This window comes from Streptomyces thermodiastaticus (genome assembly GCF_014656135.1).
In the GTDB taxonomy this organism is placed as follows: Bacteria; Actinomycetota; Actinomycetes; order Streptomycetales; family Streptomycetaceae; genus Streptomyces; species Streptomyces thermodiastaticus.
The window spans coordinates 224,633-242,733 of record NZ_BNBV01000003.1 but is presented as its reverse complement, the minus strand read 5'-3'; the positions used below and the strand labels follow the sequence as shown (position 1 = coordinate 242,733).

The 18,101-nt window shown below is 71.2% G+C and carries 18 protein-coding genes; 9 read left to right on the top strand and 9 right to left on the bottom strand.

The features are described from left to right. Positions 1-25 precede the first annotated feature (25 nt). From IE286_RS04665 to IE286_RS04650, 4 genes are all read left to right on the top strand, one after another. The gene (locus IE286_RS04665) at positions 26-838 is read left to right on the top strand and encodes an AAC(3) family N-acetyltransferase (RefSeq protein ID WP_189795310.1); all 813 of its coding nucleotides are present in this window, start codon (positions 26-28) and stop codon (positions 836-838) included. Between the two features lie 31 nt (positions 839-869). After that, a complete protein-coding gene (locus tag IE286_RS04660) occupies positions 870-1,793 on the top strand; it encodes an ABC transporter ATP-binding protein (protein WP_189795309.1) in 924 nt (307 codons plus the stop codon). A 65-nt stretch (positions 1,794-1,858) separates the two neighbouring features. After that, positions 1,859-2,575, top strand: coding sequence for an ABC transporter permease (locus IE286_RS04655; RefSeq protein ID WP_229861972.1), 717 nt, complete (start codon positions 1,859-1,861; stop codon positions 2,573-2,575). 70 nt (positions 2,576-2,645) lie between these two features. Then, on the top strand, positions 2,646-3,656 hold the full coding sequence (locus tag IE286_RS04650; protein ID WP_229861944.1) for a COX15/CtaA family protein: 1,011 nt from the start codon (positions 2,646-2,648) through the stop codon (positions 3,654-3,656). A gap of 81 nt (positions 3,657-3,737) precedes the next feature. Here the strand turns inward: IE286_RS04650 and IE286_RS04645 are convergent, their stop codons facing one another. The 4 genes from IE286_RS04645 to IE286_RS04630 all read right to left on the bottom strand — a co-directional run bounded on the left by IE286_RS04645 (position 3,738) and on the right by IE286_RS04630 (position 6,527). Then, a complete protein-coding gene (locus tag IE286_RS04645) occupies positions 3,738-4,682 on the bottom strand; it encodes an NADP-dependent oxidoreductase (protein ID WP_189795306.1) in 945 nt (314 codons plus the stop codon). Positions 4,683-4,899: 217 nt separating this feature from the next. Beyond that, positions 4,900-5,082 carry a hypothetical protein gene (locus IE286_RS04640; protein WP_189795305.1) on the bottom strand — a complete coding sequence of 61 codons (183 nt, stop codon included), beginning with the start codon at positions 5,080-5,082 and terminating at the stop codon, positions 4,900-4,902. Between the two features lie 12 nt (positions 5,083-5,094). Then, the gene (locus IE286_RS04635) at positions 5,095-5,427 is read right to left on the bottom strand and encodes a hypothetical protein (RefSeq protein WP_189795304.1); all 333 of its coding nucleotides are present in this window, start codon (positions 5,425-5,427) and stop codon (positions 5,095-5,097) included. A gap of 113 nt (positions 5,428-5,540) precedes the next feature. After that, positions 5,541-6,527, bottom strand: coding sequence for a heme o synthase (locus IE286_RS04630; protein ID WP_189795437.1), 987 nt, complete (start codon positions 6,525-6,527; stop codon positions 5,541-5,543). Positions 6,528-6,973: 446 nt separating this feature from the next. Between IE286_RS04630 and tkt the strand changes: the two genes are divergently transcribed. The 5 genes from tkt to pgl are packed head-to-tail and all read left to right on the top strand — an operon-like array spanning position 6,974 to position 13,579. After that, positions 6,974-9,061, top strand: coding sequence for a transketolase (gene tkt, locus IE286_RS04625; RefSeq protein ID WP_189795303.1), 2,088 nt, complete (start codon positions 6,974-6,976; stop codon positions 9,059-9,061). A 34-nt stretch (positions 9,062-9,095) separates the two neighbouring features. Further along, positions 9,096-10,214 (top strand): transaldolase, encoded by a 1,119-nt coding sequence (gene tal, locus IE286_RS04620; RefSeq protein ID WP_189795302.1) that lies wholly within the window; start codon positions 9,096-9,098, stop codon positions 10,212-10,214. A 4-nt stretch (positions 10,215-10,218) separates the two neighbouring features. Then, positions 10,219-11,742 carry a glucose-6-phosphate dehydrogenase gene (gene zwf / locus IE286_RS04615; protein ID WP_189795301.1) on the top strand — a complete coding sequence of 508 codons (1,524 nt, stop codon included), beginning with the start codon at positions 10,219-10,221 and terminating at the stop codon, positions 11,740-11,742. Further along, a complete protein-coding gene (gene opcA, locus IE286_RS04610; RefSeq protein ID WP_189795300.1) occupies positions 11,739-12,800 on the top strand; it encodes a glucose-6-phosphate dehydrogenase assembly protein OpcA in 1,062 nt (353 codons plus the stop codon). Before zwf ends, opcA begins: the two co-directional genes overlap by 4 nt. After that, positions 12,797-13,579: a 6-phosphogluconolactonase gene (pgl, locus tag IE286_RS04605; protein ID WP_189795299.1), complete on the top strand. Its 783-nt coding sequence runs from the start codon at positions 12,797-12,799 to the stop codon at positions 13,577-13,579. The genes opcA and pgl overlap by 4 nt, the downstream gene beginning before the upstream one ends. Before the next feature lie 289 nt (positions 13,580-13,868). On the opposite strand, the gene IE286_RS04600 is transcribed toward pgl, so the two are convergent. From IE286_RS04600 to gap, 5 genes are all read right to left on the bottom strand, one after another. Continuing rightward, on the bottom strand, positions 13,869-14,204 hold the full coding sequence (locus IE286_RS04600; RefSeq protein WP_189795298.1) for an RNA polymerase-binding protein RbpA: 336 nt from the start codon (positions 14,202-14,204) through the stop codon (positions 13,869-13,871). A gap of 218 nt (positions 14,205-14,422) precedes the next feature. Beyond that, positions 14,423-14,659 (bottom strand): preprotein translocase subunit SecG, encoded by a 237-nt coding sequence (gene secG, locus IE286_RS04595; RefSeq protein ID WP_189795297.1) that lies wholly within the window; start codon positions 14,657-14,659, stop codon positions 14,423-14,425. Between the two features lie 164 nt (positions 14,660-14,823). Further along, entirely contained in the window at positions 14,824-15,600 is a 777-nt protein-coding gene (gene tpiA / locus IE286_RS04590) for a triose-phosphate isomerase (protein ID WP_189795296.1), read from the bottom strand. 5 nt (positions 15,601-15,605) lie between these two features. After that, entirely contained in the window at positions 15,606-16,817 is a 1,212-nt protein-coding gene (locus IE286_RS04585) for a phosphoglycerate kinase (protein WP_189795295.1), read from the bottom strand. 164 nt (positions 16,818-16,981) lie between these two features. Next, positions 16,982-17,989, bottom strand: a complete 1,008-nt coding sequence (gap, locus tag IE286_RS04580; RefSeq protein ID WP_189795294.1) for a type I glyceraldehyde-3-phosphate dehydrogenase — start codon at positions 17,987-17,989, stop codon at positions 16,982-16,984. Between the last annotated feature and the right edge of the window lie 112 nt (positions 17,990-18,101).

The following is an 18,101-nucleotide window of genomic DNA, read 5'->3' as shown; positions in this document are numbered from 1 at the left end:
CGTGCGGTGCGCGAGACTGCTGCCCATGCCCGCACCCCTTCCGACCGGCCCTCTCGTCACCCGCACCTCGCTCGCCCGCCAGCTGCGCGACCTCGGGGTGCGCCCCGGCGAGCTGCTCCTGGTGCACTCCTCCCTCAGCTCGCTCGGCTGGGTCTGCGGCGGCGCCGTCGCCGTCGTGCGGGCCCTCCTGGACGCGCTCGGCCCGGACGGCACCCTGGTGGTGCCCGCGCATTCCGGCCATCTGTCCGACCCCGCGCAGTGGAGCAACCCGCCGGTGCCCGAGCAGTGGTGGGAGGTGATCCGGGCCGCGATGCCCGCCTTCGACCCGCGGGTGACCCCCACCCTCGGGGCCGGGGTGATCCCCGAGACCGTGCGGACCTGGCCGGGCGCCCGGCGCAGCGCGCATCCGCAGACGTCGTCCGCAGCCGTCGGGCCGCGCGCCGCCGAGATCACCGCCGGCCACGCCCCCGACTGCCGCCCGGGCGAGCACAGCCCGCCGGCCGCCCTGGAGCCCGCGGGCGCCCGGGTGCTGCTGCTCGGCTGCGGATACGACGCCTGCACCTGCTTCCATCTGGCCGAATACCGCATCCCGGCGCCCCGCGTCCGCGTGGGCCGCCCCGGGCCGCGGGGCTGGGAGGAGGTGACCGAGGTGTCGATCAGCGCCGACCGGTTCGACGAGCTGGGCCGGGACTTCGAACGGGACCGTCCGGTGGTGCGCGGCCGCGTCGGGGCGGCCACGGCGCGGCTGTTCCCGCTGGCGGACGCGGTGGCCTACGCCGAGCGGCGGCTCCCGGCCCACCGTCCCCGCGAGCAGGCCGCCGGGCACCCCCGCGACTGAGGGGCCCGCCGTGTCCCTAGACTCTGGTCCCATGCGAAGTGAGCCCGTGGTCCAGGTCCAGGCCCTGGTGAAGCGGTACGGCACGAAGACCGCGGTGGACGGCCTCGACCTGGTGGCCCGGCCGGGCGTGACCGCCGTCCTCGGCCCCAACGGCGCCGGCAAGACGACCACGGTCGAGACCTGCGAGGGGTACCGGAAGCCGGACTCCGGCACGGTGCGCGTCCTGGGCCTCGATCCCGTCGGCCAGGCCGCGCAGTTGCGTCCCCGCATCGGGGTGATGCTGCAGTCCGGAGGCGTCTACTCCGGGGCCCGCGCCGAGGAGATGCTGCGGCACGTCGCCAGGCTGCACGCCCACCCGCTGGACGTCGACGAGCTGATCGAACGGCTGGGTCTGGGCAGCTGCGGGCGCACCAGCTACCGCCGGCTGTCCGGCGGGCAGAAGCAGCGGCTGGCGCTCGCCATGGCCGTGGTCGGCCGGCCCGAGCTGGTCTTCCTCGACGAGCCGACCGCCGGGCTCGACCCGCAGGCCCGCCGGGCCACCTGGGACCTGGTGCGCGACCTGCGCGCCGACGGGGTGTCCGTGATCCTCACCACGCACGCCATGGACGAGGCCGAGGAGCTCGCCGACGACGTCGCCATCGTGGACGCCGGCAAGGTCATCGCCCAGGGCTCTCCCGAGGAGCTGTGCCGCGGCGGCGCCGAGAACACCCTGCGTTTCACCGGCCGGCCCGGCCTGGACATCACCTCCCTGCTCAAGGCGCTGCCCGACGACTGCTCGGCCGCCGAGGTGACGCCGGGCACCTACCGGGTCGACGGCGAGGTCGGCCCGCAGCTGCTCGCGACAGTGACGTCCTGGTGCGCGCAGCACGGCGTGATGCCCGACCGGATCGCGGTCGAGCGGCACACTCTGGAGGACGTCTTCCTGGAGCTGACCGGCAAGGAGCTGCGCTCGTGACCACCGCCACCTCCCCCCGCACCGGCAGGTACGCGCCCCGGCCGGGCGCGGCCCCGCTGCCCCGCATGATCGCGGCGCAGGCGGCGCTGGAGACGAAGATGCTGCTGCGCAACGGCGAGCAGCTGCTGCTCACCGTGGTCATCCCGACGCTGTTGCTGGTGCTGTTCAGCTCGGTGGACATCGTGGACACCGGGGCGGGCCGGTCCGTGGACTTCCTCACACCCGGCGTGCTGGCGCTCGCGGTGATGTCGACGGCGTTCACCGGGCAGGCCATCGCCACCGGCTTCGAGCGCCGCTACGGCGTGCTGAAGCGGCTGGCCGCCTCACCGCTGCCCCGCTGGGGCCTGATGACCGCCAAGACGGCGTCGGTGCTGGTGACCGAGGTGCTCCAGGTCGTCCTGCTGACCGTGATCGCTGTCGCGCTGGGCTGGTCCCCGCACGGCAACCCGCTCGCGGTGGTGCTGCTGCTCGTGCTCGGCACGGCCGCCTTCTCCGGGCTGGGCCTGCTCATGGCCGGGACGCTGAAGGCCGAGGCCACGCTGGCCGCCGCGAATCTGGTGTTCCTGCTGCTGCTGGTGGGCGGCGGGGTGATCGTGCCGCTCGACAAGTTCCCCTCCGGCGCCCAGGGCGTGCTCGGCCTGCTGCCGATCTCCGCCCTGTCGGACGGGCTGCGGGACGTGCTGCGGCACGGCGCCGGCATGCCATGGGGCGACCTGGGGATCCTCGCCGTCTGGGCGGTCGCGGGGCTGGCGGCCGCGGCGAAGTGCTTCCGCTGGGAATGAGAACGGGAGGCATCCCATGGACACGGCTCGGAGCGACCCTCGTGAAAGCATGCACAAGCGGACCCCTACCATGGGACGCGTGCCAAAGCTGACCCGCGCCGACGCCGTATCCGCCGTGCGCAACCCGCTCGCCTTCATCGCCGCACGCTGGACCCCGCGGCCCGAGACCGTCCGGCGGGCGGCCCTGGCCGCCCTCGTGATGGCGGTCGTCCTCGTCGTCACGGGCGGTGCCGTGCGCCTGACCAGCTCCGGGCTCGGCTGCCCGACCTGGCCCAAGTGCACCGACGACTCGCTGGCCGCGACCAGTGCGATGGGCTTCCACGGCGCCATCGAGTTCGGCAACCGCATGCTGACCTACGTCCTGTGCGCGGCGGTCGGCTGGGCGATCGTCGCGGCGCGCTCGCAGAAGCCGCGGCGGCGCAGCCTGACCCGGCTGGGCTGGGCCCAGTTCTGGGTCGTCATGAGCAACGCCGTCATCGGCGGCGTCGTGGTCCTCGTCGGCCTGAACCCGTACACGGTCGCCGTGCACTTCATGGCCACCACCGCGCTCATCACCGTCGCCGTGCTGATGTGGCAGCGCGCGAAGGAGGGCGACGCGGCGCCCCGGCCCCTGGTCGGCGCGTCGGTGGTACAGCTGGTGTGGTTCCTGGTGGCCGCCACCGTGCTGCTGATCCTGGTGGGTACCGTGGTCACCGGCGCGGGTCCGCACGCGGGCGACTCCAGCGACGTTCCCCGCATGCCGGTGAACTGGGAGACCGTGGCGAAACTGCACGCCGTGCTCGCCTGGGTCGTGGTCACGCTGACCTTCGCCCTGTGGTTCGTGCTCAAGGCGGTGGACGCGCCGCAGGGACCGCTGCGGCGCACCCGGGACCTCTTCGTCGTGCTGCTCCTGCAGGGTGTCCTGGGCTACGTCCAGTACTTCACCAAGCTGCCGGAGTTCCTGGTCGGCCTGCACATGCTCGGTTCGGCGCTGATCTGGATCGCCGTCCTGCGGGTGCTGCTGTCGCTGCGCGAGCGGCCGGCGACGGAACCGGCTCAGCCGCCGGAGCGGTCCGCCGAGGCCGCGCTCAGCAAGGCGTAGGCGGCCGGGGAGCCGCTCAGGACCGTACACCGTACGGCCGCCGGGTGCTCCCCTGTGCCGCCGCCCCGTTCGCCGGGGTCTTCAGGAGAAGTCCAGCACCACCCTCCCCCGCAGGCCGCCGGCCTCCAGCAGACGGTGTGCCCTGGCCGCTTCGTGCGCGGGCAGCACCTCGGCGACGCGCAGCGTCAGCACGCCCTTCTCGGCCAGACGGCACAGGGCGTCCAGGCCCGCGATGTCCTCCAGCCGGTCGGACACCATCACCGGGTGCACCCGGATGCCCCGCCCGGCCGGCCCGGACCAGCCCCGCAGTTCGGCCAGGGCCCCGCCGTCACGGATCGCGGGCACCACCTCGGTGGTCTGCATCGACCCGTCGACCAGCGCATCCACTCCCCCGGGCACGCACTCCCGGATCCGCGCGGCGACACCGCTGCCGCGCTCGACGACATGGTCCGCCCCGAAGCCGCGGACCACCGCGGCATCGCCCTCGGCCGCGTCGGCGATCACGGTCAGCCCGTCGGCCTTGGCCAGCTCTACCGCGTACCCGCCCACGGCGCCGGCGGCACCGGTCACCGCGACCGTGCCACCGCGCGGCACGGCCAGCACGTCCAGGGCGAGACGCGCGGTCATGGCGTTCATCAACAGGGTGGACGCCTCCGGGAAACCCACCCCCGCCGGCGCCGGCACCACCGACGCGGCGGGCACCACGACCTGCTCCGCGTAGGCACCGCCGTGCGGACCGGTGAACGGCACCAGGGCGACGACCCGCTGGCCCACGGCCAGCCGGCCGCCGGTTGCGGGCCCCAGCTGGTCGATCACTCCGGCCGCGTCCATGCCCGGCACGAACGGAGGCCGGCGACCGGGCATGCGGACGGCATGACCGCCGGTCCGCAGCAGAACGTCGGTCGGACTGACCGCGGCCGCGTGCACACTGACACGGACCTCACCCGGCCCCGCCTGCGGCTCGGGCAGATCCAGCACCCGCAGAACGTCGGGACCACCGAACTCGAGAACTCCGACTGCCTTCATGCTTCCGCACAACTCGCCCCACGAGCCGCGCATTCCGTACCCCGGCCGGCCGAGGCCGGCAGGCCGGCAGGCCGACAAGCCGAACGCACAGCGAGTTCGCTCCCCAGGCCCGCGGATGCCCGCGGACGGACGCTCAACCGCTCTCCGACCGGCGAGACGTTGTCCGTTCGACACCATCCGAGGAGTCGGTGAGGCGCGAACAGCGGCCTCGTCCGAGTCAGCCGGCCAGTGCGGGTGCGTGGGCGAGGGGCCTGTCGGTGACTCGCGGGCGGTGGAAGAACGTGCGCGAGGAACGGGCCATGAAGTGATGCAGGGCGCCGTGTCCCTGCGCGGGCGGCCCCACCACGGCCGGCTGGGCCTCGTGCTCGTCCGCGTCGAGGCCCAGCGTCGTTCTCGTCACACGGGGACCGGCTCAGCGGTTACGCGGGCCGCCCACCTGGATGCCCGCCATGCGGGTCCACTCGTAGCGGCCCGTCTTCACCTTGGCCGCCAGGGCGCCGTCGAACGCCTCGTGGACGGTGATCCCCGCCTTCTGCACAGCCTTCTCAGCGATGGCGTAGCTCGGGGCCACGATGTCACCCCAGGCGCCGTCCTCGCCGACGAGGACGATCCGGGCGCCGCGCTGTCCGATGTACGCGACCTGTCCCTCGGCGCCGCCGTGGGCCTTGGAGAAGGAGCCGATGCGGTGGGCGAGGCGGGCCGCCGTGCGGTCGGCCTTGGTGTCAGCCTGTTGCGTCTCTGCCATGGCCCGAGACTACCCATGAGTAGCGGAAACGGCGACGGGCGGGGTGGGTGGCCTTGACCACCCACCCCGCCCGTCGGGCAGCGCTGCGCGGCGACGGATGCGCCGCGTGCGGGCTACCGCAGGAAGGGGTCCACCGCGACCGCAAGGAACAGGATCGACACGTAGGTGATGGACCAGTGGAACAGCCGCATCTCCTTCAGCTTCGCGCCCGTCACCTCGGCCTTGGCCCGGTTCTGCAGCGCGTGCGCCTCCCACAGCCAGAAGCCGCCGGCCGCCAGCGCGACCACCGTGTAGAACCAGCCCGTGTAACCGAGCGGGGTCAGCAGCAGCGAGACGAGGACCATCGCCCAGCTGTAGATGACGATCTGCTTGGCGACGACCTTGTTGCCGGCGATGACCGGCAGCATCGGCACGCCCACCCGGGCGTAGTCGTCCTTGACCTTCATGGACAGCGGCCAGTAGTGCGGCGGCGTCCAGAAGAACATGACGACGAAGAGGATGACGGGCGCCCACGACATCGAGTTGGTGACCGAGGACCAGCCGATCAGCACCGGCATGCAGCCGGCGATGCCGCCCCAGACGATGTTCTGTGAGGTACGCCGCTTGAGGATCATCGTGTAGACCACGACGTAGAACAGCAGCGCCCCGAGCGACAGCCACGCCGACAGCCAGTTGACGGTGAAACCGAAGAGGAGCGTGGAGACGATCCCCAGGGTGATGCCGAAGACCAGGCACTCGCGCGGGCTGACCATTCCGGTGACCAGCGGCCGCTGCGAGGTGCGGTCCATCACCGCGTCGATGTCCCGGTCGATGTACATGTTCAGGGCGTTGGCGCCGCCCGCGGACAGGTAGCCGCCGACACAGGTGAGCAGCACGAGTTTCATGTCGGGCACGCCCTGCTGCGCCAGGAACATCACCGGAACGGTGGTGATCAGCAGCAGTTCGATGATCCGCGGCTTGGTCAGCGCCACGAACGCCTTCAGGCGGGCCCCGAACGGCCGGTGGTCCGGACTGTGGCCCGCACCGAGTTCCCCCATCGCCTGAACGGCATGGGCAGTGCCCGCACCCGCTGGACGGGATTCTACGGCCGTCACGCACACCCCTGACAGAGACATCCCAGCGAGCCCCCGCCCCCGTGAACTCACGGTAAAGGCTCGCGCGTACCACGCCACTGTAGACGTTGCCCAGACCCGGACTTTCGCGGGGGTGGGGTCGTGTTGACCGCACGGCCCGCCGGGCAGCCTCCGCCGCCCCCGCGGGCCACTGCGGCGCACCTGCACAGACACGCGGGCGGGGAGTTGTCCGACGGGCACGGACCAGCTCGAATGAGCGATCGAATGAGCGGCTTCCTTTTCACGTGCCGAATACGGAACGCGCGAGTCGAGAGGCGGATTTCACCAACTCCCGGCAGTCTGGAATCACTCGAAAAAATGCACGTTGTTACGGGGGTAGGCTCATCGATGCCGGCCGGCGCGAAGAACGCCGGCCGCCGGTGCGTGGTCAAGTGCACCGGCATCCGACATGTGGAGAGGAGCCCTGACTCAGGGTGAGCACCAAGCCGACCACCACAGACCTCGAGTGGACCGAGCTGGACCAGCGTGCGGTGGACACCGCGCGTGTCCTGGCCGCCGATGCCGTACAGAAGGTCGGCAACGGCCATCCCGGTACGGCGATGAGCCTGGCGCCCGCGGCCTACACCTTGTTCCAGAAGGTGATGCGGCACGACCCGTCCGATCCGCAGTGGGTGGGGCGCGACCGCTTCGTGCTGTCCGCCGGCCACTCCTCCCTGACCCTGTACACGCAGCTGTACCTGGCGGGCTTCGGTCTGGAGCTGGACGACCTGAAGGCGTTCCGCACCTGGGGTTCGAAGACCCCCGGTCACCCGGAGTACGGGCACACCGCGGGCGTGGAGACCACCACGGGCCCGCTGGGCCAGGGTGTGGCCAACGCGGTGGGCATGGCGATGGCCGCCCGCTACGAGCGCGGCCTGTTCGACCCCGACGCGCCGGAGGGCACCTCGCCCTTCGACCACTACGTCTACTGCATCGCCGGTGACGGCTGCCTGCAGGAGGGCATCTCCGCCGAGGCGTCCTCGCTGGCGGGGCATCAGAAGCTGGGCAACCTGATCCTGCTGTGGGACGACAACCACATCTCGATCGAGGGCGACACCGCCACGGCCGTGTCCGAGGACACCGTCAAGCGGTACGAGTCCTACGGCTGGCACGTGCAGCGGGTGGAGCCGCAGGAGAACGGCGACCTGGACCCGCGCGCCATCTACGCCGCCATCCAGGAGGCGAAGAAGGTCACGGACAAGCCGTCGTTCATCGCGATGCGCTCGATCATCGCCTGGCCGGCCCCGAACGCGCAGAACACCGAGGCCGCGCACGGCTCGGCGCTGGGCGAGGAGGAGGTCGCGGCCACCAAGCGCGTCCTCGGCTTCGACCCGGACAAGCACTTCGAGGTCGCCGACGAGGTCATCGCCCACACCCGCAAGGCGGTCGAGCGCGGCCGGCAGGCCCGCGAGGAGTGGGAGAAGTCCTTCCAGGCCTGGCGTGAGGCCAACGCCGAGCGCGCCGCCGAGTTCGACCGGATCGCCAAGGGCGAGCTGCCCACCGGCTGGGCCGAGAAGATCCCGGTGTTCGAGGCCGGCAAGTCGGTCGCCACCCGCGCCGCCTCCGGCAAGGTGCTGCAGGCCCTCGGCGCGGTGATCCCCGAGCTGTGGGGCGGCTCCGCCGACCTGGCCGGCTCGAACAACACCACCATCGACAAGACGTCGTCGTTCCTGCCGAAGGGCAACCCGCTGCCCGAGGCCGACCCGTACGGCCGCACCGTCCACTTCGGCATCCGCGAGCACGCGATGGCCGCGGAGATGAACGGCATCGCCCTGCACGGCAACACCCGCATCTACGGCGGCACCTTCCTGGTGTTCTCCGACTACATGCGCAACGCGGTGCGCCTGTCGGCCCTGATGCACCTGCCGGTGACGTACGTGTGGACGCACGACTCCATCGGCCTGGGCGAGGACGGCCCCACCCACCAGCCGGTGGAGCACCTGGCCTCGCTGCGCGCCATCCCGAACCTGAACATCGTCCGCCCGGCCGACGCCAACGAGACCGCGATCGCCTGGCGGGAGATCCTCAAGCGCTGGACCAAGGAGTACGGCAAGGGCCAGCCGCACGGCCTGGCGCTGACCCGGCAGGGCGTGCCCGTCTACGAGCCCGACGACAACGCCGCGCGCGGCGGCTACGTCCTGTTCGAGGCCGAGGGCGGCGAGCCGCGGGTCCTGCTGATCGCCACCGGCTCCGAGGTGCAGGTCGCCGTGGCGGCCCGGGAGCAGCTGCAGGCCGAGGGCATCCCCACCCGTGTGGTGTCCATGCCGTGCATCGAGTGGTTCGAGGAGCAGGACCAGGGGTACCGGGACAGCGTCCTGCCGCCTGCCGTCAGGGCGCGTGTCGCGGTGGAGGCCGGTGTGGGCCTGTCCTGGCACCGGTACGTGGGAGACGCCGGACGGATCGTCTCCCTGGAGCACTTCGGTGCGTCCGCCGACGGCAAGCTGCTGTTCAAGGAATTCGGCTTCACCGCCGAGAACGTGGCCGCAAAGGCCAAGGAATCTCTCGCCGCCGCTCAGCGCTGACGCTCATATACGACACGTAGGAGATGCAATTTCCATGACAGACGCACTCAAGCGCCTCTCCGACGAAGGCGTGGCGATCTGGCTGGACGACCTGTCGCGCAAGCGGATCACGTCCGGCAACCTCGCCGAGCTGATCGACCAGCAGCACGTCGTGGGCGTCACCACCAACCCGACCATCTTCCAGAAGGCCATCAGCAGCGGCGACGGCTACGAGCAGCAGCTGGCGGACCTCGCCGCCCGCAAGGTCACCGTGGAAGAGGCGATCCGCATGATCACCACGGCGGACGTGCGGGACGCCGCCGACATCCTGCGCCCGCTGTTCGACGCGACCGACGGCAAGGACGGCCGGGTGTCCATCGAGGTCGACCCGCGCCTGGCGCACAACACGCGGGCGACGGTCGCCGAGGCCAAGCAGCTGGCCTGGCTGGTGGACCGGCCCAACACGTTCATCAAGATCCCGGCCACCCGGGCCGGTCTCCCGGCGATCACCGAGACGATCGCCAAGGGCATCAGCGTCAACGTCACGCTGATCTTCTCCCTGGAGCGCTACCGCGCGGTCATGGACGCCTACCTCACCGGCCTGGAGAAGGCCCGGGAGAAGGGCCTGGACCTGTCGAAGATCCACTCGGTGGCGTCGTTCTTCGTCTCCCGTGTGGACACCGAGATCGACCGGCGCCTGGACCAGCTGGGCACCGACGAGGCCAAGGCGCTGCGCGGCAAGGCGGCCGTGGCCAACGCGCGGCTGGCCTACCAGGCCTACGAGGAGGTCTTCTCCTCCGAGCGCTGGAGCACGCTGGAGAACGCCGGCGCCAACCGGCAGCGTCCGCTGTGGGCGTCCACCGGCGTGAAGGACAAGGCGTACCGGGACACCCTGTACGTCGAGGAGCTGGTCGCGCCGAACACGGTGAACACCATGCCCGAGGTCACGCTGCTGGCCACCGAGGACCACGGTGAGATCCGCGGCGACGCGATCAAGGGCACCTACGAGCAGGCCCGTGCCGACCTGGACGCGCTGGAGAAGCTCGGCATCTCCTACGACGAGGTGGTCCAGGTCCTGGAGGACGAGGGCGTCGAGAAGTTCGAGGCCTCCTGGAACGACCTGCTGAAGTCGACCGAGGCAGAGCTGGAGCGCCTTGCTCCGGCGGAGGGATGACACGTTGACCAGCGGCAACCCGCTGCGTGACCCCGCAGACCGACGGCTCCCGCGCATCGCGGGGCCGTCGGGCCTGGTGATCTTCGGCGTCACCGGCGACCTGTCCCGCAAGAAGCTGATGCCGGCCGTGTACGACCTGGCCAACCGGGGGCTGCTGCCGCCGGGCTTCTCGCTCGTCGGCTTCGCCCGGCGGGACTGGGAGGACGAGGACTTCGCGCAGGTCGTGCACGACGCGGTCAAGGAGCATGCGCGCACCCCGTTCCGCGAGGAGGTCTGGCAGCAGCTCAGCCAGGGCATGCGCTTCGTGCAGGGCACGTTCGAGGACGACGAGGCCTTCGAGCGGCTGCGCAGCACGATCGAGGACCTGGACAAGGCACAGGGCACGGGCGGCAACTTCGCCTTCTACCTGTCGGTGCCGCCGCGGTCCTTCCCTGTCGTCATCCAGCAGCTGAAGAAGCACGGACTGGCCGACCAGACCGGCGGTTCCTGGCGGCGCGCGGTCATCGAGAAGCCCTTCGGCCACGATCTGCGGTCCGCCGAGGAGCTGAACAGGATCGTCCACGAGGTGTTCGCCCCGGACCAGGTCTTCCGCATCGACCACTACCTGGGCAAGGAGACCGTCCAGAACATCCTGGCGCTGCGCTTCGCCAACCAGATGTTCGAGCCGGTCTGGAACCGGTCCTTCGTGGACCATGTGCAGATCACCATGGCCGAGGACATCGGCATCGGCGGCCGGGCCGGCTACTACGACGGCATCGGCGCCGCCCGGGACGTCATCCAGAACCATCTGCTGCAGCTGATGGCGCTGACCGCGATGGAGGAGCCCGCCTCCTTCGACGCCGCCGCGCTCGCCGCGGAGAAGGCGAAGGTGCTCGGGGCGGTGCGGCTGCCCAAGGACCTGGGCGCCTCGACGGTGCGCGGTCAGTACGCGGCCGGCTGGCAGGGCGGCGAGAAGGTCATCGGCTACCTCGAGGAAGAGGGCATCGACAAGAAGTCGACAACCGAGACCTACGCGGCGATCAAGCTGGAGATCGACAACCGCCGCTGGGCGGGTGTCCCCTTCTACCTGCGCACCGGCAAGCGGCTCGGCCGCCGCGTCACCGAGATCGCGGTCGTCTTCCAGCGCGCCCCGCACTCCCCGTTCGACACCACGGCGACGGAGGAGCTGGGCCAGAACGCGGTCGTCATCCGCGTCCAGCCCGACGAGGGCGTCACCGTGCGCTTCGGCTCCAAGGTGCCGGGCACCTCGATGGAGATCCGGGACGTGACGATGGACTTCGCCTACGGCGAGTCCTTCACCGAGTCCAGCCCCGAGGCGTACGAGCGCCTCATCCTGGACGTGCTGCTGGGTGACGCCAACCTCTTCCCTCGCACGGAGGAGGTCGAGCTGTCCTGGAAGATCCTCGACCCGATCGAGGAGTACTGGGAGGCACACGGACAGCCCGCGCAGTACCCGTCCGGGACGTGGGGGCCCGCCGAGGCGGACGAGATGCTCGCACGAGACGGACGGAGCTGGCGCCGGCCATGAAGATAGACCTGACCGACACCACGGCAAGCAAGATCAACAAGGCCCTGGTGGACGGCCGCCGGGCCATCGGCACCCCGGCCGTGGGCATGGTCCTGACCCTCGTCATCGTCACCGACGAGGAGAACGCGTACGACGCCCTCAAGGCCGCCGGCGACGCCTCCCGCGAGCACCCCTCGCGGACCCTGGTCGTCATCCGCCGGGTCTCGCGCACCCTGCGCGACCGCACCTCCTCCCGGCTGGACGCCGAGGTGAGGGTGGGCGCGGACGCGGGCTCCGGCGAGACGGTGGTGCTGCGGCTGTACGGCGAGGTCTGCGACCACGCCCAGTCGGTGGTGCTGCCGCTGCTGCTGCCGGACGCGCCCGTCGTCGTGTGGTGGCCGGTGAACGGCCCGCTGGACCCGGCCCGGGACCCGCTGGGCGCGCTGGCGCAGCGCCGCGTCACCGACAGCTACGCCTGCGAGGACCCGCTGCGGGAGCTGGCGGCGCGGGCCGAGGCCTACACCCCCGGCGACACGGACCTGGCGTGGACCCGGATCACGCCGTGGCGTTCCCTCCTGGCGGCTGCCCTGGACCAGGTCACCTGCGAGGTCCGCTCCGTCGAGGTGGTGGGCGAGGAGTCCAACCCGAGCTGCGAGCTGCTGGCGATGTGGCTCGCGGACCGGCTGCAGGTGCCGGTGAAGCGTTCGGTGTCCGCCGGGCCGGGGCTGACCGCGGTCCGCCTGGACACCACCTGCGGCCCGATCGCCCTGGACCGCGCCGACGGCCGGCTGGCCACCCTGTCCATCCAGGGGCAGCCGGAGCGTGCGGTGGCGCTGAAGCGCCGGGAGACGGCCGAGCTGATCGCGGAGGAGCTGCGCCGTCTGGACCCGGACGACACCTACGCCTCGGCGCTGCGTCACGGCGTCCCGCGGCTCGCCTCGGCACCGGCCCCGGCGGACTTCGCGCAGGAGCCGGTCGCGGTCGCGACGCCCGAGGAGGAAGCGGTCAAGGCGCCGGCGGGACGGGCGGCCGCCAAGACCGCGCGGAAGTCCCCGAACCGGAAGGCGGCGGCGAAATGAGCACTCCGCAGCTGGTCGTCCACCGTGACAAGGCGCTGATGGCGCAGGCCGCCGCGGCCCGGCTGATCACCAGGATCGTGGACGCGCAGGCCTCGACGGGCTCGGCGAACGTGGTCCTGACCGGGGGCCGCAACGGCAACGGGGTGCTCGCCGCGCTGGCGGCCGCACCCGCCCGCGACGCCATCGACTGGGGCCGGCTGGACCTGTGGTGGGGTGACGAGCGGTTCCTGCCGGAGGGCGACCCCGAGCGCAATGTGACACAGGCCCGCAAGGCACTGCTGGACGCCGTACCGCTGGATGCGGAGCGGGTGCACGTGATGCCCGCCTCGGACGGCCCGTACGGCACGGACGTGGAGGCCGCGGCCGAGGCGTACGCCGAGGAACTGGCCCGGGCGGCCGGTCCGCAGAACCACGGCGCGGTCCCGGTCTTCGACGTGCTGATGCTCGGCGTCGGCCCGGACACGCATGTGGCCTCCCTGTTCCCGGAGCACCCGGGGGTGCGGGAGACCGAGCGCACGGTGATCGGGGTGCACGGCTCGCCGAAGCCGCCGCCCACCCGGATCTCCCTCACCCTGCCCGCGATCCGCTCGGCCCGCGAGGTCTGGCTGCTCGCGGCGGGTGAGGACAAGGCCAACGCGGTGGCGATGGCGCTGTCGGGCGCGGGTGAGATCCAGGCTCCGGCCGCGGGCGCCCGCGGGCGGGCCCGCACGCTGTGGCTGCTGGACGAGGCGGCGGCCGCGCAGCTGCCGCGGTCGCTGTATCCGCCGGCCTCGGCCTGACGGGTCCTCACGGCCACCGGGGGCGGTACGGGCTGCACGGCGGCCTGTACCGCCCTCGCGCGTCGTCCGGGGCTCGTGTGTCCGCCGGCGGGTCCTGGCCGCCAACGGGGCGCACGGGCAGGTTTTCTGAGGGAGAGTCATATCAATGCCCCGCCCGCGCCGCCGGTGACGGGCCGGGCCAGGGGGCGATCGCGGCGACCGCAGGCCGGGTCGGTGCCCGCCCGTCGCGCGCCGGACGCGAAATGCCCGGTCAGATCGCTCGTGAGGAGCCCTGACCGGGCGTCAGTCCCTAGATCTCGCCCCGGAGTTTGGCCAGGGCCTCGGCGAGGATCGCCTCGCCGTCCGCGTCGCTGCGCCGCTCCCGCACATACGCCAGGTGCGTCTTGTACGGCTCGGTGCGCGGCGGGTCCGGCGGGTTGTCCCGGTCCTGTCCGGCCGGGAAGCCGCAGCGCGGGCAGTCCCAGGTGTCGGGTACCTGTGCGTCGGTGGCGAAGCTCGGCTGCGTCTCGTGCCCGTTGGCACACCAGAAGGAGACGCGCACACGCGGCGCGGACTCGCCGCGCTCGGCCTCGCCCATCGGCCCCGCCCCGACCCGGCTTCCTCGGATCGCGTTGCCACTTGCCACGGTCGTAACTCCCTGCGTGATGGTGCCGCGAAGCGAGTCGGCGTTCCGCTTCGCCGCGAGCGCCCCAGTCTACGTAAGGCCCAACGCGCGTCCGGTGATTGGAGTTACAGCAGCCCCACTCCCAGACGCAAGCCCCATGATAGGCCGCGCCGCAGGGCGCGTACCGACCATGGGGCTTCGCGTTCGGGAAGAGCGGGGCCACCGCCAAAGGGTCCGGGTCAGTTGTTGCTCTTCATCAGGATGCCGAGGACCACGATGCAGGCGACCCAGAGCAGACCGATCACCACGGTGATGCGGTCGAGGTTGCGCTCGGCGACCGAGGAGCCGCCGACGGAGGACTGCATGCCGCCACCGAACATGTCGGAGAGGCCGCCGCCCTTCCCCTTGTGCATCAGCACCAGCAGCATCAGCAGCAGGCTGAAGACGATCAGGGCGATGGAGAACCCCAGAACCACGGCTGGACCAACTTCCTCGGACTTGGATGGACGACGGGGGCCGAAGCTCCTTTCCGGTGAGCTTAGCCGCTCACCGGCCGAGCCCGCGGCCCCCGCACAGCGTACGACGGATCGCCGCTGCCGCCTACCGACGGACAGGCACGCGGCGGATCACGCCGTCCGGCTCACTGCTCGCGGTACCGGACGATCTTGACGAACTCGTCGGCGTCCAGGGAGGCGCCGCCGACCAGGGCACCGTCGATGTCGGGGCGCGCCATGATCTCGGCGACGTTGCCGGACTTCACGGAGCCGCCGTACTGGATGCGGACCTTGTCGGCCACGTCCTGCGAGTACAGCTCGGCGATCTTGGCGCGGATCGCGGAGCAGACCTCCTGGGCGTCGTCGGCGCCGCAGACCTTGCCGGTGCCGATGGCCCACACCGGCTCGTAGGCGATCACGAGGGTCTCGGCCTGCTCGGCCGGGATGTCCTTCAGGCCGCCCTCGACCTGGGCGACGGTGTGGGCCACGTGGTTGCCCGCGTCGCGGACGTCGAGCTCCTCGCCCACGCACAGGATCGGGGTCAGGCCGTGCCGGAAGGCGGCCTTGACCTTGGAGTTGACCAGGGCGTCGTCCTCGCCGTGGTACTGCCGGCGCTCGGAGTGACCGATCACCACGTAGGTGCACTTCAGCTTGGCCAGCATCGCGCCGGAGATCTCGCCGGTGTAGGCACCGGAGTCGTGCTGCGAGAGGTCCTGGGCGCCGTACTTGATCTTCAGCTTGTCGCCCTCGACCAGGGTCTGCACCGCGCGCAGGTCGGTGAAGGGCGGCAGGACGGCGACCTCGACGGCGTCGTAGTCCTTGTCGCTCAGGGCGAAGGCGAGCTTCTGGACGTGGGCGATGGCCTCGAGGTGGTTGAGGTTCATCTTCCAGTTGCCCGCCATCAGCGGCGTGCGGGTGGTCATCGAGGTCAGTCCTCCAGTGCGGCGAGGCCGGGAAGCGTCTTGCCCTCGAGGTACTCGAGGGAGGCGCCCCCACCGGTCGAGATGTGGCCGAACGCCGACTCGTCGAAGCCGAGCGTGCGGACGGCGGCGGCGGAGTCACCGCCACCGACGACGGTGAAGCCCTCCGATTCGGTCAGGGCCTGGGCGACGGCCTTGGTGCCCCCGGCGAAGTCGGGGTGCTCGAAGACGCCCATCGGGCCGTTCCAGAACACGGTAGCGGCGTCGGCGAGCTTGGCGGCGTAGAGCTTGCGGGTTTCCGGGCCGATGTCCAGGGCCTCCTGGTCGGCCGGGATGGCGTCGGCGGCGACAGCGGTCGTCTTGGCCGGTGCCTTGGTCTTCAGGTCCGGGAAGTCGGGCGAGACCACCGCGTCCACCGGGAGCAGCAGCTCGACGCCGGACTTCTCGGCGCGCTCCATGTACTCCGTGACCGCGGGGATCTGGTCCTCCTGCAGCAGGGACTTGCCGACCTCGTAGCCCTTGGCCTTGAGGAAGGTGTACGCCATGCCGCCGCCGATGAGCAGGCGGTCGGCCTTGCCGAGCAGCTGGTCGATGACGGCCAGCTTGTCGGAGACCTTGGCGCCGCCGAGCACGACCACGTAGGGCCGCTGGACGTCCTCGGTGAGCTTCCTCAGCACGCCGACCTCGGTGGCGATCAAGTAGCCGGCGTAGTGCGGCAGCCGGGCCGGGAGGTCGTAGACGGAGGCGTGCTTGCGGTGCACCGCGCCGAAGCCGTCGCCGACGTAGACGTCGGCGAGGGCGGCGAGCCGGTCGGCGAAGGCGCCGCGCTCGGCGTCGTCCTTGGACGTCTCACCGGAGTTGAAGCGCAGGTTCTCGATGACCGCGACCTGGCCGGGCTGCAGGCCGTTCACGGCGCTCTGCGCGGCCGGGCCGACGGTGTCCTCGGCGAAGGCCACCGGGGCGCCGAGCAGCTCACCGAGCCGGTCGGCGGCGAGCCGCAGGGAGAAGGCCGGGTCCGGGGCGCCCTTGGGGCGGCCCAGGTGGGAGGCCACGACCACCTTGGCGCCCGCGTCGGCGAGGGCCTTGACGGTGGGCAGCACGGCGCGGATGCGGCCGTCGTCGGTGATCACACCGTCGGCCAGCGGCACGTTGAGGTCGGCGCGGACGAAGACCCGCTTGCCGTCCACGCCTGCGGAGAGAAGTTCGTCGATCGTCTTCATGGGATGGGACTCCAAAGGAGGGGCTCTTGATCGTACGAGGGCCGGTCGGGGGGCGCGCAGGCGGGCCGAGCGCCCCGGCGTGCCGTACGTGCGTCAGGGCCCGGGCAGCGCCGTGCCGCGCTGCCCGAGCCCTGGTGTCGCATCGAGACGCCTGTTTCAGCCGATCAGAGCCGGCTGCCGACGAAGACCGTCAGGTCGACGAGGCGGTTGGAGTAGCCCCACTCGTTGTCGTACCAGCCGATGACCTTCACGTTCTTGCCCTCCTGGACCATCGTCAGGGAGGAGTCGAAGGTGCAGGACGCCGGGGCGTTGACGATGTCGGAGGAGACGATCGGGTCCTCGGTGTACTCCAGGATGCCCTTCAGCTCGCCCTCGGCGGCCTTCTGGAAGGCGGCGTTGACCTCTTCCTTGGTGACCTCGCGGGAGAGCTCGACGACCAGGTCGGTGACCGAGCCGGTGGGGACCGGGACGCGCATGGCCATGCCGTCCAGCTTGCCCTTGAGCTGCGGCAGCACCAGGGCGGTGGCCTTGGCGGCACCGGTGGTGGTCGGAATGATGTTCTCGGCGGCGGCGCGGGCCCGGCGCAGGTCCTTGTGCGGGAAGTCCAGGATCCGCTGGTCGTTGGTGTACGCGTGCACCGTCGTCATCAGGCCCTTGACGATGCCGAAGTTCTCGTCGAGGACCTTCGCCATCGGCGCCACACAGTTGGTGGTGCAGGAGGCGTTGGAGATGACGTGGTGCTTCGCCGGGTCGTAGGTGTCGTGGTTGACACCCATGACGACGGTGACGTCCTCGTTCTTCGCCGGCGCGGAGATGATGACCTTCTTCGCGCCGCCGGCGAGGTGCTTCTCGGCGTCTTCCTTCTTGGTGAAGATGCCGGTGGACTCGATCACGATGTCCACGCCCAGCTCGCCCCAGGGGATGTCGGCCGGGTTGCGCTCGGAGAGGACCTTGATGGTCTTGCCGCCGACGGTGATGGTGTCCTCGGTGTGCGAGACCTCCTGCTGGAGTCGGCCGAGGATGGTGTCGTACTTCAGCAGGTGAGCGGTGGTCGCGGTGTCACCCAGGTCGTTGACAGCCACGATCTCGATGTCTGCACCCTGCTCCAGCAGCGCGCGGAAGTAGTTACGACCGATGCGGCCAAAGCCGTTGATGCCTACGCGGATCGTCACGAACCGATCTCCTCGTTGGTACGCCGGATTCGACGCCGGCGAGCTGTTTTGGGATGTCCCCGACCACCCCCGACCCTACCGCTCTGGAGCCGCCTGAGTGACATTCGGACGC